The sequence below is a fragment of the Desulfopila inferna genome, assembly GCF_016919005.1.
GTDB lineage: Bacteria > Desulfobacterota > Desulfobulbia > Desulfobulbales > Desulfocapsaceae > Desulfopila_A > Desulfopila_A inferna.
The window spans coordinates 177,535-192,822 of record NZ_JAFFQE010000003.1; the positions used below are offsets into that span (position 1 = coordinate 177,535).

Annotated in this window: 11 protein-coding genes; 7 read left to right on the plus strand and 4 right to left on the minus strand. The window is 48.5% G+C overall.

Annotated features, from left to right (window positions below; genetic code table 11):
* Window positions 1-379 precede the first annotated feature (379 nt).
* On the plus strand, window positions 380-1,411 hold the full coding sequence (locus JWG88_RS09070) for a glycoside hydrolase family 3 protein (RefSeq protein WP_205233412.1): 1,032 nt from the start codon (window positions 380-382) through the stop codon (window positions 1,409-1,411).
* Window positions 1,408-1,818: an NINE protein gene (locus JWG88_RS09075; RefSeq protein ID WP_205233413.1), complete on the plus strand. Its 411-nt coding sequence runs from the start codon at window positions 1,408-1,410 to the stop codon at window positions 1,816-1,818. The genes JWG88_RS09070 and JWG88_RS09075 overlap by 4 nt, the downstream gene beginning before the upstream one ends.
* Window positions 1,819-1,957: 139 nt before the next feature.
* On the opposite strand, the gene JWG88_RS09080 is transcribed toward JWG88_RS09075, so the two are convergent.
* Complete coding sequence (locus tag JWG88_RS09080) at window positions 1,958-3,469, minus strand: hybrid sensor histidine kinase/response regulator (protein ID WP_205233414.1); 1,512 nt, start codon at window positions 3,467-3,469, stop codon at window positions 1,958-1,960.
* Between the two features lie 318 nt (window positions 3,470-3,787).
* On the opposite strand from JWG88_RS09080, the gene JWG88_RS09085 reads away from it, so the two are divergent.
* Window positions 3,788-4,069: an HP0495 family protein gene (locus JWG88_RS09085; protein WP_240194362.1), complete on the plus strand. Its 282-nt coding sequence runs from the start codon at window positions 3,788-3,790 to the stop codon at window positions 4,067-4,069.
* Window positions 4,070-4,073: 4 nt separating this feature from the next.
* Window positions 4,074-4,586 (plus strand): hypothetical protein, encoded by a 513-nt coding sequence (locus JWG88_RS09090; protein ID WP_205233416.1) that lies wholly within the window; start codon window positions 4,074-4,076, stop codon window positions 4,584-4,586.
* 331 nt (window positions 4,587-4,917) lie between these two features.
* On the opposite strand, the gene pabB is transcribed toward JWG88_RS09090, so the two are convergent.
* Complete coding sequence (gene pabB / locus JWG88_RS09095; RefSeq protein ID WP_205233417.1) at window positions 4,918-6,834, minus strand: aminodeoxychorismate synthase component I; 1,917 nt, start codon at window positions 6,832-6,834, stop codon at window positions 4,918-4,920.
* Between the two features lie 721 nt (window positions 6,835-7,555).
* Between pabB and nifJ the strand changes: the two genes are divergently transcribed.
* Entirely contained in the window at window positions 7,556-11,104 is a 3,549-nt protein-coding gene (gene nifJ, locus JWG88_RS09100; RefSeq protein ID WP_205233418.1) for a pyruvate:ferredoxin (flavodoxin) oxidoreductase, read from the plus strand.
* 127 nt (window positions 11,105-11,231) lie between these two features.
* Here the strand turns inward: nifJ and JWG88_RS09105 are convergent, their stop codons facing one another.
* Window positions 11,232-12,176 (minus strand): YkgJ family cysteine cluster protein, encoded by a 945-nt coding sequence (locus JWG88_RS09105; protein ID WP_205233419.1) that lies wholly within the window; start codon window positions 12,174-12,176, stop codon window positions 11,232-11,234.
* A gap of 276 nt (window positions 12,177-12,452) precedes the next feature.
* Here JWG88_RS09105 and JWG88_RS09110 point away from each other — a divergent pair, with 276 nt between their 5' ends.
* Both JWG88_RS09110 and JWG88_RS09115 read left to right on the plus strand, forming a co-directional pair.
* Window positions 12,453-12,647 carry a hypothetical protein gene (locus JWG88_RS09110; protein WP_205233420.1) on the plus strand — a complete coding sequence of 65 codons (195 nt, stop codon included), beginning with the start codon at window positions 12,453-12,455 and terminating at the stop codon, window positions 12,645-12,647.
* A gap of 41 nt (window positions 12,648-12,688) precedes the next feature.
* Window positions 12,689-13,471, plus strand: coding sequence for a histidinol-phosphatase HisJ family protein (locus JWG88_RS09115; RefSeq protein WP_205233421.1), 783 nt, complete (start codon window positions 12,689-12,691; stop codon window positions 13,469-13,471).
* A 69-nt stretch (window positions 13,472-13,540) separates the two neighbouring features.
* Here the strand turns inward: JWG88_RS09115 and JWG88_RS09120 are convergent, their stop codons facing one another.
* On the minus strand, window positions 13,541-15,157 hold the full coding sequence (locus JWG88_RS09120; protein ID WP_205233422.1) for a response regulator: 1,617 nt from the start codon (window positions 15,155-15,157) through the stop codon (window positions 13,541-13,543).
* Between the last annotated feature and the right edge of the window lie 131 nt (window positions 15,158-15,288).

Consider the following 15,288-nt stretch of genomic DNA (forward strand, 5'->3'; position numbering starts at 1 on the left):
TACTTTACAAAGCTGGAGTAAGCAAAAAAAATTGCTATTCGCCTCCGGAAAAGGTAGTAGTCAAATACGCCCCGCTACACTGAACCAGCTGAGCTGGATAGGCCTAAGCGATACACTGGAGATATTTGCTCTGAAATATTTCTTTTTATGTTATCCCTAATCCTCAGCTCAAGGTCGGGACAGCTCTGTTCACGGATCTTTGCAGCCCGGACGGCTGCAGCGAAGCCCCCCATGGACGGGTTTATGGCGTCCCGATGAAAAGAGCAGTCCCGGCCTGGGCCGGAACGGGCTGAGTTTCAGGGGGAAATCAGATTTCTTTATATGACGAGTTTCAGGCCCACGCCACTGACACAACAGATCCTTACACATCAAGACAGTCATGGACCTTCGCAAGATTATCGGACAACTCTTCATTCTCGGGTTCAGGGGAGCCACCCTGACGATGGAAAATCAGATCAGAGAAGATATCGTCACAGGAAACCTGGGCGGTATCATACTTTTTGACAATTTTCTCTCAGCCTCTGAAAAAGACAGCAATATAGTTTCCCGCCCACAACTGGAAAACCTCTGCGACAGGCTGCAGTCTCTAGCGGAAATCAAACTGCTTATCGGGGTGGACCAGGAAGGCGGCGCCGTCCGGCGGCTTAAGCAGAGGCACGGTTTTCCTCCTCTCCCTTCCGCCGCGGAGATGGGCAGGGATACGAGCTGTAGGGAATCCGCCACTCATGCCAGGAGGACGGGCGAGCTTCTGGCCGCTATCGGGATCAACTGCGATTTTGCCCCGGTGGCAGATATCAATGTCAACCTCAATAATCCCATAATCGGCAAAATCGGAAGGAGCTTTTCCAGCAGTCCGAGGGAGGTCGCTGCTCACTGTGAACAATGGCTCGATGGCCTGAAGCACTCCGGCGTTCTCGGCTGCCTCAAACATTTTCCCGGACACGGCAGCTCGACGACCGATTCGCACAAGGGATGGGTCGATATCAGCAGGAGTTGGAAGAGGCAGGAACTTATTCCGTACGCAGAACTTATCGAAAAGGGAAAAGTACAGGCAGTCATGATGGGACATCTATTTCACAGCGACTTCGATGCCGAACATCCCGCCTCTCTCTCCGCCGATATCATCGGCGGACTTCTGCGCGGCGAGATGCACTATGCAGGCCTGGTCATCACGGATGATCTGCAGATGCGTGGAATAACCGAGCGCTATGGCATCCCTGAGGCCATCGTTCAGGCTTTTTCGGCGGGAGTCGATATGATAATACTCGGCAACAATCTTGAATATGACCCGGGAATCCTGCACAAAGCCGTAAATGCCGTGGAACAGGCGGTCGAGAGCGGCTATCTTTCCCTGGAAACTCTCAGGAAATCCTACGACCGCGTACAAAAAATTAAGGAAGAAATTCTATGAATGATACTACGGCGAGTGAAACACACTCAATTGTAATCGGATATCTTCTCTGGATATTCGGCTTTTTGGGAGCTCATCGTTTTTATTACGGCAGACGTTTAACCGGTACCCTCTATTTTTTCACCCTGGGGCTGCTCTTTATCGGCTGGATCATTGACCTGTTCCTGATTCCGTTAATGAATGAAAAGGCCGACAGGCGCTACAAAAGAGGTCCTGTGGATTACAGCATTGCCTGGCTGCTCCTCGTCTTTACCGGAGTTTTCGGACTGCATAGAATTTATCTGGGAAAATGGATAACAGGTCTGCTCTATCTGCTGACCCTGGGATTATTCGGCATCGGCTACATCTACGACTTGTGGACGCTAAATGAGCAGATAAGCGAAATTAACGGTACATCCATAAGATGACATGTCTGGTATAGCGAACTTCTCGAAATCGGAGTTCATGACCCTACGGGTGCTTATCGCAGAGTCCGTCTCGGTAACTTCGATTTTTTACTGGTTATTCATAAATTAAATACAGCGGCTTCCGCTGAAAACGCCACGGTCATTGTCCCAGCACCTGCACGATATGTTTTGCCATTTTCCCGAGAGATACCGGCTTCAGACAAAAACCGTCAACTCCCGCCTCCATCGCCCTGGAACGTGAAAAATCCTCCAGAAAACCGGAGAAGAGCAAAACCGGAATATCAGGCCGAACCTCCTTGATTTTTTCACAGAGATCAATTCCGGTCATATACGGCATGGTCAAGTCAGTTATCACCAGATCGAATCCATGCCGACTATTAAGAAATTCCAGTACTGCTTCCGGGGCTGACGTGAACTTGGTCACCTTGTAGCCAAGCTTCACGAGCACCTCGGCGGTGGCATCGACTACCTGCTGCTCATCGTCGACCAGCAGAATATGTTCATTACCACCTCTGCAGGTGGAATGGCCCACACCTTCTTCAAAATCAATCTGTTCTTTGATTACAGGCAGGTGGAGGGTGATAGTCGTGCCATGGCCGACTATACTGTCGACCGAAATCCTGCCTCCCTGACGCTTGATGATACCGTGGGCCATGGCAAGTCCCATGCCTGTCCCCTGAGCCTTCTCCTTTGTGGTAAAATAGGGATCAAAAATCTTATCCAAAAGTTCAGGCGCAATGCCGCGGCCGTTATCGGCGACGCTCAACTCCAGCCAGTCACCTCTACCGTCGGATTCCGCCGATTTCCGCAGGGTGATGGTAAGAATACCACCCTGATGAGCCATGGCATCAGCCGCGTTCTTACAAAGGCTAATCAGAATTTGATGAATCTCAACCGCGTCCACGTTTACCATGCCGCATTCTTCATCGATATCCTGACGGATTTCAATGCTGCTCGGTATGGTGGCATGAATGAGCTTTAACCCTTCTTTTATAATGGGATGAATAGGCTGAAGACTTTCATTCATCTCGGTATTTCTTGAAAAAACGAGGATCTGTTCAATCAGCTTATGAGCCCTTTTAGCGGCATAGAGGACCTGATCTATATGTGAAATCGATTCGCCTCTGTCCAAATGATTATTGAGAAAATTAAGCCTCATGATCTCTGCATATCCCATTATAGGCGTAAGAATATTATTGAAATCATGGGCAATTCCGCCTGCCAGAGTGCCGATGGCCTCCATCTTTGACGCATGCCGCAATTGTTTTTCCAGCTGCAGTCTCTCGGTTATATCATGAGCAACAACAACCAATTTTTCTGCTCCATCCACACCACCTGGGACAAGAGCGCAGGTGATGCTGAAAAACTGGCCCGTGCCGTTTGCTCCGGCAACGACAATCTGTCTGCGCACAGGATCTTTGCCTTTCTTGAAAGAGATAATAATCTGGCACCGGCGGCACTTCGAAGTCGTTCCACAGAACAACTCACCGCACCGCCTTCCCACGGGATCGCTGCAGAGCCTGTCCACATTGTTGTTGGCCCAGAGAACCCGCAGGTTTCGGTCAAGAAGAAGAATCGCATCCTCGCTACAGTCCAGGACCGCCTGCTTCTGCAATTCACTCTCGCGCAGGGCGGCTTGATACTTATTCATTTTTCAAGTCCTCAGCGCACTCTTCAAGATACCCTGTTGAGCTAACTATCATCTTGATATTTCGCCTTATAATATGCTCATCCAGCGCTCGCCAGACGTATTCCAGCTAGTTCCGGTGTGTCTTTTCCTTGACTCTTCATTTCTCCGTCATTATTAATGCCGTGTATCGGGACTGTATTGAAACGAGATGTCCCAATATTTAACAACGACATTAAACAACACATTTAACCCCGTTAAGCCAGGTTAAACTAACCCGACTGAACTGGATAAGAACCTTTAGACACCAGAAAACAATCTGTAAGGTACCAAAAAAGAGTCATGTCACCCAAAGAAATATTTTCATCAGCCTGTTCAAGAAAACCGGAAATACACTATCCATGCGTATGGCAATATAAAGTGATCGGAAAAGAACTGCACCTGGTCAAGAATGCCATAAAAGAGATATGTGCTCCGGTTCCCGTCACAATAACCTATTCGCACTCCAGTGCAAGCGGCAAATACCACAGCTTCAATGCGGAAATAGAAGTACAGGACGAGGAAGCCAGACTATCAATCTTTCGTGCACTGCATGATCATGCTGCCGTAAAATTTGTCTTATAACGGAATGATGACAGAAAAAAACCTGCAACAGAAATCCGAACTCATTGATGTTCTACGGGAAACCATTAGCGTTGTACAGATGGTCATTTTTAAAGAACTGCGCAGGGTCTTTGCTCAAAAATACGTGGAAAGGGATACAATTTCCAGAGCAATGCTTGTCGGTGCCATTATCAACAAGCTCTTCGGTATGGAAAATCCGGAAAAAAAGTTTCAGGACTTCAACAGACAGAATGGTGCAGTGATAGAGCAGGAGCTTTTGGGTTTTGCCGGAGAGTTTCCGCAATTGCTGCCATACCTCACCGATGCCCTGCGTGTCCAGGTTCTCTGTGACCAACAGGAAGGCGAAGACTCAACACGCATACTCGAACAGGCGGAAGAGCTGAGAATTCTTATCAAGGACCGCGAAGTGCCCCTGCCTTCGACATTTATGACCCGGGTGCGCGACCTGGGAGAGCAACACGGGCTTACCGTGGCACCGCAGGAGATATCTCCTGAGAACAACAGTCTCATACATTAACCCGGCTGAACTGGACTCTTTACAGTACCCCCTTGAGGGGTATAAGAACCTGTAGACAGTTTATTTTCTTGCAAAAAACAAGAAAACCAATCTGTAAGATACTAAAATGCTGCGGACTTCCCGGCAGCCTTCCCGGTGCCGCAGATACTTCCTAGTGTCTGTCCAGAAATGAGCAATTTCGGAGTCTACGCTTACCTGTTCTAAATCCAGGCGCTCGATGAATTTAACCGTAGGCATATAATTGATATTTCTATGATTAAATTGTGAGAGCAGCCGGTAAGCGCAGACTCCGACGACTTAGGGCGAAAGTGCCATTTCTGGACAGATATTCCTAATCTTGGCTCAAAGCGACCCTGATAACTCCTCTCACCGAATTGCAGAGAAAAATGGCCTTCGCCCGGTGCAGATCATCGAAGGTCAGCGATCGCTCTTGCACCGGGACCGCAGAGCTTTTCAGCAAATGGCTGCGCATCACTCCGTCAAGCAGACCATCCGAGACCGGTGGGGTAACGTATCCGCTATCTCCATAGATTATAAGATTAGTTATGCATCCCTCGGTAACATGACCATTTTCATTATGAAAGAGTGTATCGAACAGCCCCTTTTGGGCTGCAACTGCAAATTCACTGTTGTAAAGATCTCGATTGGAAGTCTTATGATAGAACCAGTTAGATTGGCTATCTATTGCCTTGCCGTTCAAGGCCACTGAGGGAAAAACGTCATCAGCCCCTGCCGGATTCAGCGGAAGCTGCAGCATATGGGGTGCTTCGCAATCCTGGAGTTCTATCTGGAATGTACCGTCCTTTTCCAGAAGAAGCCGGATCCGGGTAGGATTGGCAGCGAAACTCCGCATCCGAGCCTTCAATTCAGCCTCTATCTCTTTGATATCACAGAAGAAGAGAAAATATCTGGCCGAATCCTGAAGACGCTTGAGATGTTCGGCCAGGAGAAAAAAACCGGAGCGAGGATGCCAGAAGAGCGTTTCTATCAACTGGAAATCTTTTTGCGGCGCCGTTAGAAATCTTCCTTTCAACAAACACTCCTGCCACTCCTGCTGAGGATCAGAGTCATGCACTATCCCGGAGCCGATGCCCATCTCTCCCCTTCGGCCATCAATGACCACGGTACGTATGGGAACATTGAAGACGGCATCGCCATCCGGATGAATACAGCCGATGGCACCGGTATAGACTCCTCTTCTCTGTTTCTCCAGTTCATCAATTATTTCCATGGTTCTGATCTTGGGTGCCCCGGTGACTGAACCACAGGGATAGATAGCCTTGAAAAAATCATGAAGTGACATTTTTTCCAGATCACCGCGGTCAGTTCTGCCGCGTATGGTCGAGGTCATCTGCAGCAGGGTCTCATAGGTCTCCACATCAAAGAGAGACTCGACCAGCACCTCACCGTCTTCAAGTTGGTGTATTAATCTGCCGAGATCGTTGCGCAGCAGATCGACAATCATCACATTCTCACTCAGATTCTTTATATCAGAACAGAGAAAATGACGATTTGCAGCGTCCTCCTCCAGCGTACATCCTCTTTTCACCGTTCCCTTCATTGGACGAACCATGATTCCGGAATCATCCTTTCTGAAAAAGAGCTCGGGAGAAAATGACATCACCCGCTGCTTTCCCCAGCGGATATAGGCTCCATACCCAACCGACTGATTGCGCCTCAGATCACAATAGAATTGTTCTGGTGAACCGGAGAAATTAAACAATAACTGCAGCGTATAATTAACCTGATAGGTGTCACCGGCCTCGATATGGGCAAGAATACGGCGTACGGCGTCGATATACTCTTCCTCGTCCAGTGAGGTGCGCAGGTCGGTTACCTGATATTCGTCCGGTTCGGGTCCTTCTCCGACCGGCAACGGAAAATCGGTTTCGCCGCTATGATGATTGAAGGTATGGCATTTTGAAAAGGCACCAAGATCCGCCAGCAGGGCTCCCTTGTCAGATGCTCTCTGCAGCCTTTTTTTCAAGTGGGGTTCCAGGAGATAACCGAATTCATAACTGAACCAGCCGGCGATCCAGAGCCCGCGGCGCTGCAGGTCATGGATGTGCTGCAGAAAAATTGATTCATTCTGCCCTTCGAAAAACCGCAGCCTCTCCCGAGGCTCGACAAACAGGCGAGAACGGCAGTTTACATCGTCTGGTTTTGATGTATCCAGAAAAACAAAATTTTCACATTCACCTAAAAACCGGAAAAGCCGTGATAATTTACTATTAGTAATGGTTTTCATCAATATTATTGAGGGATCTTTTACGGGACCGATTCTGACGAATAATTATCAGAAAATATTATATAAAAGTGGAATGGTTTCTTGCCGTTTCTGCTCAGCCCGCCTTTTCGGCCTCACTGAACATTGCGGATGCTATCAAAATAATCTATAGTACCTGACCCTTCTCTTGAAATCTACATTGTTTGTAATCTATGGTCTTTAGCACAGCCATACAAAAGGTTAAAGATTTTTTGATAATCTTGCGCTTATGACTGCGACAAATGGATCTTTTGTTAATCATTACGGTACAGTAAGAAGGTATATGGACGGTGGTAAAAAATTGGCATCCGAATCAGTTCCAGGCTTTTTCACGCCTGCATGCCATTGATGACTTTGGCCATCCACACATTTTGTCCGCATCATCTCACCGCTTATACAAAAAACCTTCTTTGCCAATGCCGGAAACAGTGTGACTGGCAAGACGAAATTATTTCATTTTTTGTCCATTTCCAGTAGAACATTAATGGAAGCCTTCTTTGTCATCTTGCAAATTCATTTCCAGCGAAATTGATGAAAATTCACGGCCCTGCAAATTGCAAAACGATAAAATACGATACGTCATGTATTTCATCTTCAAATATTAAGCTAAACCTGGTTTTTTGCCCGGCATTGAACAGCGCATAGCGTGTCTGTTTCAGTCGAAAGCAGCGAAATTACCATAAATAACCAAGGAGAAAAACTCATGTCTCGGAAAATGGTCACTATTGACGGCAATCAGGCCTGTACGCATGTCGCCTATGCCACGAGTGAAATTATCACCATCTATCCAATTACCCCATCCTCTCCGATGGCTGCGGAAGCTGATACTAAAGCAGCTGTTATGCAGAAGAACATCTACGGCACGGTTCCCATAGTGAATCAGATGCAGTCTGAAGCCGGCGTAGCTGGAGCGATCCACGGTTCGCTGGCAACCGGAGCCGTATGTACCACCTTTACGGCTTCTCAGGGTCTTCTGTTGATGATTCCCAATATGTACAAGATTGCCGGCGAGCTTACTCCGACGGTTTTCCATGTTACCGCCCGCGCCATCGCCTGCCAGGGACTTTCGATCTTCGGCGATCACAGCGATGTATACGCGGCACGTCAGACCGGCTGGTCAATGCTATGCTCACAGAACGTTCAGGAATGTATGGACATGTCACTGATCGCCACCCAGGCATCTTTGAAATCCAGAATTCCTTTTGTTCATTTCTTCGATGGCTTTCGCACCTCACATGAAATTCAGAAGATCGAAGAACTGACCTACGACGATATGGGGGCCGTCATCGACGAGGAGCTGATTACCGCTCATCGAGAAAGGGCCCTGACCCCTGATAAACCTACCATTCGCGGTACCGCCCAAAATCCCGACGTTTACTTTACCGGCCGCGAAACAGTCAACAAATACTACAACGCCTGTGCAGCAATAGTCCAGGAAACCATGGACAAATTCGCCGAGGTCAGCGGTCGTCAGTACAACCTTTTTGACTATCATGGCTCCCCTGAGGCCGAAGATGTAGTGGTCATGATGGGTTCAGGCTGTGAAACCGCGGCAGCTACCATCGACTATCTGGTGGCCCAGGGAGAAAAAGTCGGCATGGTCATCGTCCGTCTTTATCGTCCTTTCGACTGCAAGGCCATGGTCAACTCACTTCCGAAGACGGTTGAGCGGGTCACGGTTCTAGACCGAACCAAGGAGCCGGGGGCTCCTGGAGATCCTCTCTATCTTGATGTCCGCGCCGCTATCGGCGAGGCCATGGACACCAACAGCTCCATCTATCCGCCGATTGTTCTGTCCGGACGTTACGGTCTCGGTTCCGCGGAGTTCACCCCGGCAATGGTTAAGGGTGTTTTCGACAATATGGCCTCCATGGCGCCCAAAAATAAATTCTGTGTCGGGCCGCATGACGATGTCACCTTCTCCAGTATTTCTTACGATCCCGACTTCAACATCGAGGGTGAAGACGTCTATCGTGCAATGTTCTACGGGCTGGGCTCGGATGGCACCGTAGGCGCCAACAAGAACACCATCAAGATTATCGGCACTGAAACCGACAACTCGGCTCAAGGCTACTTTGTCTACGACTCCAAGAAGTCGGGATCAATTACCACAAGCCATCTGCGCTTCGGCAGTAACGCCGTGGTTGCGCCCTACCTTATCAACAAGGCCAACTTCATCGCCTGTCATAACTTTACTTTCCTCAATCTCGTCGACATGCTCGGCAATCTGGAGGAAGGTGGAACCTTTCTGCTTACTTCAAGCTACGGTAAAGAGGAAATCTGGGAACAGCTGCCCAAGAAGGTGCAGCAGGACCTGATTGCCAAAAAGGCTAAATTCTATATTATCGACGCCATCGCTCTTGGCCAGGCATTAGGTCTGGGCGCCAGAATCAACATGATAATGCAGACCGCATTCTTCATGATTTCAGGGATTCTGACCCAGCAGGAAGCCATTGACGCCATCAAAAACGCCATCAAGAAAACCTATGGCAAAAAAGGCGACAAGATTGTCCAGATGAACTACGATGCCGTAGATGCAGCCGTTAAGAACATTGTTGAAGTTCCGCTCGAGGACAAGATCGACGGCCATGAGCTTCCTCCCACGGTTCCGGCTCACGCTCCTGATTTTGTCAAGTCAGTGACTGCAACCATGATGGAGGGCAAAGGCGACAGGCTCAAGGTTTCACAAATCCCTGATGACGGTACCTGGCCTACGGGTACTACTCAGTATGAAAAACGAAATATTGCCGTTTCCGTTCCCAAATGGCTGCCGGACAACTGCATTCAGTGCGGTCAGTGTGCACTTATCTGTCCCCATGCCGCCAATCGTATCAAGATTGTTCCGGAACTGCAGGACGCACCTGCTGATTTCGTCTCCAAAGAGGCCGTGGGCAAGTCCTTCAAAGGACAGCAGTTCATGGTGCAGATCTTCACTGAAGACTGCTGCGGCTGTACCCTCTGCGTCGAGATCTGCCCCGCTAAGACCAAGGCACTCGAAATGACCGCCAACACAGAGGAAGTGCGTCAGGTTCAATCTAAGAATGTCGAATATTTCCTGAACCTTCCGGAGATAAATCCTGCCGACATTAATCCGGCGACCATCAAGGGAAGCCAGCTGCTTAAGCCGCTTTTCGAGTTCTCCGGAGCCTGCGCCGGCTGTGGTGAAACCCCCTATGTAAAGTTAATCTCACAACTTTTTGGCGACAGACTGTATGTCGGTAATGCTACAGGATGTTCCTCCATTTACGGCGGCAATCTGCCGACCACACCGTACACCAAACGTAAAGACGGCCGTGGTCCTACCTGGGCCAACTCACTGTTTGAGGATAATGCCGAATTTGCCTTCGGTATGAGGGCGACCGTCGACAAGCTCGGAATGCAGGCCAAGGAACTCCTCGAGACTGCAGCAGAAAGCCAGCTGATCTCCAAAGAGACGGCAGCCGGCATTGTCGATGCAGAGCAGAAAACCCAGATGGACATCGAGGCCCAGCGCGAACGGGTGGCCAAACTCAAAGAGGAGCTGAAGGGCAGCAAGGATATTATCGCCAAACGCCTCATCTCTCTTGCCGATTTTCTCGTTAAAAAATCCGTATGGGCCTTCGGCGGTGACGGCTGGGCCTATGATATCGGCTACGGCGGGCTCGATCACGTTCTGGCCTCTGGAGAGAACGTCAACGTCCTGGTCATGGACACCGAAGTATATTCCAATACCGGTGGACAAATGTCAAAGTCCACTCCTCGTGCGGCAACGGCTCAGTTTGCCGCCGGCGGCAAGAAAATGCCGAAAAAGGATATGGGTATGATCTTTGCCACCTATGGAAATGTCTTTGTTGCCAAAATTTCCATGGGCGCCAATCCCGCCCAGGCCATTAAGGCAATTGCGGAAGCTGAGGCCTATGACGGTCCTTCTCTTATCATCGCTTATGCCCACTGCATCAATCATGGCTTGAACATGGCAAAAGGCATAGAGCAGCAGAAAAAGGCGGTAGCCTGCGGTCACTGGCCTCTTTACAGATACAATCCGGAACTGGAAGACGCAGGCAAGAATCCGTTGCTCATCGATTCTAAAGAACCGACTATCAGTTTTGATGAATATGCACTCGGAGAAAACCGCTATCGTACTCTCAAGCGTGTTAATCCGGAGCATGCCGATGAACTTATGGCACAGTCTCAAAAAGATGTGCTGAAGTCCTGGAGATTTCTCAAAGGACGTCAACTCTCTCTTGAGCCGCTGGCAGAAGATAACAACTAAATCATCAACAAAGCCGCACCGCCTTCTCGCGAAGGCGGTGCACGCATGAAAAAAGGGGATATGAACGATTTAGTTCATATCCCCTTTTTTTCCCTTTTTTGCAGGGTGGTTTTTCTTCTCTCCGGATCTATTTTTTCTCTTTGGCGCGCTGAGCCTTCAGCTCTTCATATTCCCTAACGGATTCGAGTACCGATTCATCCTGACGCTTCTCGATGTCCTTCATTTTAGCAAGCACCTTTTCTTTCTTTATCTCGAGTGTCTGAGCTCCGAATAGTGTGGCGGCAAGATAGACAAAAGAAAAGTGCATCAGTTCAACATCATCGTTTTTAATCTTTTCGATGGTTTCCTCATCGATAATATAGGTATCCAGAAATGAGCTTTCAAAAATGAACCTCCTGAAGGAGGCCAGATCGGTCGAGGCCATGAAAAACATGCGCTTTGCCTGGTCTGACAAGGACGCCTGCTGCCCGTATGATTTTCGTCTCATCACCAGCCGAAGCCATTCCTTATTCATCTCGTCACGAATATCAACTCCCTGATCGGCTCGCCACTCTTCGATGGTCCAGGTCTTATCTTCTTCGAAACCTTTGCAGTGATCCTCCTTGACCAGGAAAAAGAACTTTTCCTCTTCCGTGCTTTTCTCCTCACCATCCGCTCCACGGCTGCCGCCTTCATGGAAGTCGGCCATACCCACAGGATAATATCGACAAGCGGTAGGCCGGTCACTGTATACGGTGCAGCCCTCGGGGGTGACGAAAGGACACTTGTTGTCATCTTCCCTCAGCTTAAACTGTACTCCGGGCATATCGGTCTTTTCCAGGTAGGTTGGTTCAGTGTATTTGTGGAGAAATTCATAGGCCGGCATGTCCAGACGTTTGGTCAGCTGAAGTATATCGTATGGCGTCAATACTATCTTTATTCCTCCACAACAGGCTGTAAAACAGCGCACTCCCGGATGGCATCTGAATTTGATTTTCGATTCCATGGTCAGCTTGTGCGGCATAATGTTTGATGGATTTAACTCCTTGCCGAAAAGCGTTTTTACCTTACTCAATGAATCTTGTTCTTTCATTACAGCACCTTATATAATAGAAGTGTTAATATATCGAAGTAGAGAAAATGCGGAACATAGCTTTCTAGTTTAAACATCTGCACCAAAACTGTCAAACCAATTCACACCACTACTCTCAAGAAATGTTTATCAATTAATTACAGATAGATATGTATCTAATAAAAGTTTTCTTTACTATATCGCCGATGCGGTACGTTATTTGTTGCAGTTTCACCGGAAAATGCGTAAATACAGGTTGAACTAGTCACAGTCAATGTTTTTTAAAGGATCCACTGTATGAAACTGTTTCACTCCTCATTTGATTTATCATCCGTTAGAACCATCATCTATCATCTGCCGGATGGACAGACCCTGTCCCTGAAAACGGATGGCATAGAGGATTATCTCGACTTTGAGCTGGAATTCGGCCATGTTTGCGATACCTCCGATATAGATGGTGTTATCCATTTTTTTCCCACAGGAAATGCCTGATTGCCTTTGATGCAGCAACCGTTTGATTCCATATTGTCACCATGCTGATTGATCCACATAATGACGGACACATTCACACCGAACTGTGTCATCATGCCGTCGGCAAAATGGAGGAATATGTTATCTGCGCCATCGAAAAAGAGCTTTCCGAAGTATGCTTTCTCGAGCATATGGAAGAGGGTGTTCTCGCATCGCGAACCACCTGGCTTACCGAGTCGGATTTTGACTGGTATTTCGAAGAAGGTCAGAGACTACAAAAGAAATACGGAAAAGAAATATCCATCGGACTCGGTGTTGAGGTAGGTTTTAACCCGGAACATGCCGATACCCTGCTGCACCGCCTCTCGAGGCGAACCTGGAGCCGCATAGGTGTTTCGTATCATTTTCACCGAATGGCCGGGGCGAGGGAGCATCTTAATCTTATCGGCAAAAGTGATGAGGCCGTCTACCTCCTGAGTCTCGAAGACGCGGCTGCCGTTGAGAGGGACTATTATCTCAATCTAATACTAGCTACACAAACCCTCCCGGGAAACGTCCTCTGCCATATCGATGCCGCTTTGCGTCATTATCCCCACAGGGCTCTTCTGGAGCCTCCCTGGCAGCTTATCGAAACCCTGCTGGAGAATGTGAAGAAGAGGGGCATGGCTATCGAGATCAACACATCCGGCATAGCACTCAGAGACGAGGTTTTTCCCAACCGGAAAATCCTGAAGATGGCCCTCGAAAAAAGGATACCGCTACAGGCCGGATCCGATGCCCACAGACCGGAAGATGTCGGCAACTGTTTTGAACTACTACAGGATATCTGCTCCATGCAGCCCTGAAAAACGGCATCCAACTCTGTCTTCCACTCCAAAAAAAAGGTTCGGCCAGGCTTCTGATATCATCATCGATCAAAGATATTCAGCCATAGCCGCTTGCAGCGATGCAGCATTAAAAGGTTTATGGATGATCTTGTCAACGCCGGCCCTCACGGCTGCCTCATTATCGTTGGCATCATTCTGCGTGGTCACCATTATTACCGGAAGTTCGGGACCGCTATATATTTTCCTGATCTCTTTCGTTAGTTGCACACCGGTTATATCGGGCATATTGAGGTCGGTTAAAACCAGCAGCGGCTTCTCACTCTGCAGCCACTCAATAGCGGCAGACGGGAATTCAAACAGTATCGGATCAAACCCCAGTTGATGCAGAGTCGATTTATAAATATTCAGAATCATTTTTGAATCATCGACAGCCACGACTCTCGACCTGGTGGTTTCAATCTTCTCTCCGGCAATCTTTCCGGCAAAATCCTTGAAACCGTTGCCGGTGAGCAGATCATGATAATGATGCAACGTATCTTTGTGGGTAAGTGGGAGATAAATGAGGGCTAACTCCTGAAAGAAATCTTCTTCAGCCAGGCTGAGAAAAACTTTGTCGGCCTGGCTGTCAATTATTATTTTGACGATATGTTTTGCCTCATCGTCCATGTTCCTCAACAGGTTTTTAATACCTGCCCCGAGAATATTGGAAAAATTCTGATCAATGGCTCGAGCCGCTGCAATACAGACGTGCTCTTCGGCATCCAGAAGTCCGGCAGTGAGCGTATAGGCCCCTTTTCTTAAAGGCAGAAGGGCCAGTGCCTCATAGGCGGCAAAACGTACATTGGCGCTCTTCGGCTCATTCTGCAAGAGTTTGCGAATAGGAACAACCGCCGATTCGTCACCGATATCACCGAGGACGTTGAGGGTATGGACCAGAAAATCAGAATCCCTTCTTCCCAGATTGGCGATGAGAAACGGAACCGCCTTCGGTCCTATTTTGACCAACTCCTTTTTAGCAAAACTTCGCATATGCGCGTAATGAGAAGCTAACGTCTCACTCAGCTTCTCGAGAGAAACCCGGTCCTGGACTTCTGCAAAAACCGAGAGGATCAGGAAGTCTATTTCGTTGTCCGCTCCCATCCGTTCGGCAAGCCTGTGCATTGCGGTTGGTGTTCCCACCATCCCCAATGATCGAACGGCGGCACTACCGAGTTCGTTCTTGCCGGTATAAAGAAACTCCGTCAGAGTATGGGTCGCTTCGGGATCACCGATATGACCCAGTGTTTCAATAATAAGGTGTATTTCAGCTTCATCGGTGGTATTGGCGGCTATATCGATAAGCACCGGAGTGGTCTCGTCAAACTTCAGCTCTGCCGCGATTCTGATCAGTTCCTTCTTGTCGGGTAACGCGGGGTCTTTGAGAAAAGACAGCAGCATCTCAGGGTAGGCCAGCAGATTGGAGAGCAGGGTTTCCTTAATGATCGGCATAGCCTCCAGCACATCCGGATACTCGTCGATAAGAAAGAGCAGAAGCGGAATGGAGAACTCCGCTTTGCCTCTGGAGAGTTCATAAACCAGGCGATTCCGTGTTTTCAGGTCAACATCGCCAAAATGGCTGAGAACCAGCCTGGCCTTCATGAGATCTCCGGTCCCGGCATTATCACGAATTTCCTCAATCATATGAGCATAGTTCAGTTTTGCCATCTGCATCTATCCTTTGTGCAACTGTATCTCCCACGCTTGTTAAACCGCCTTTACAACGATCACACCTACCACAAAGCTGGAACAAGTGTCCATGTCAATACCAGGCAGGTTCCTATGCTCACGTGAATTAT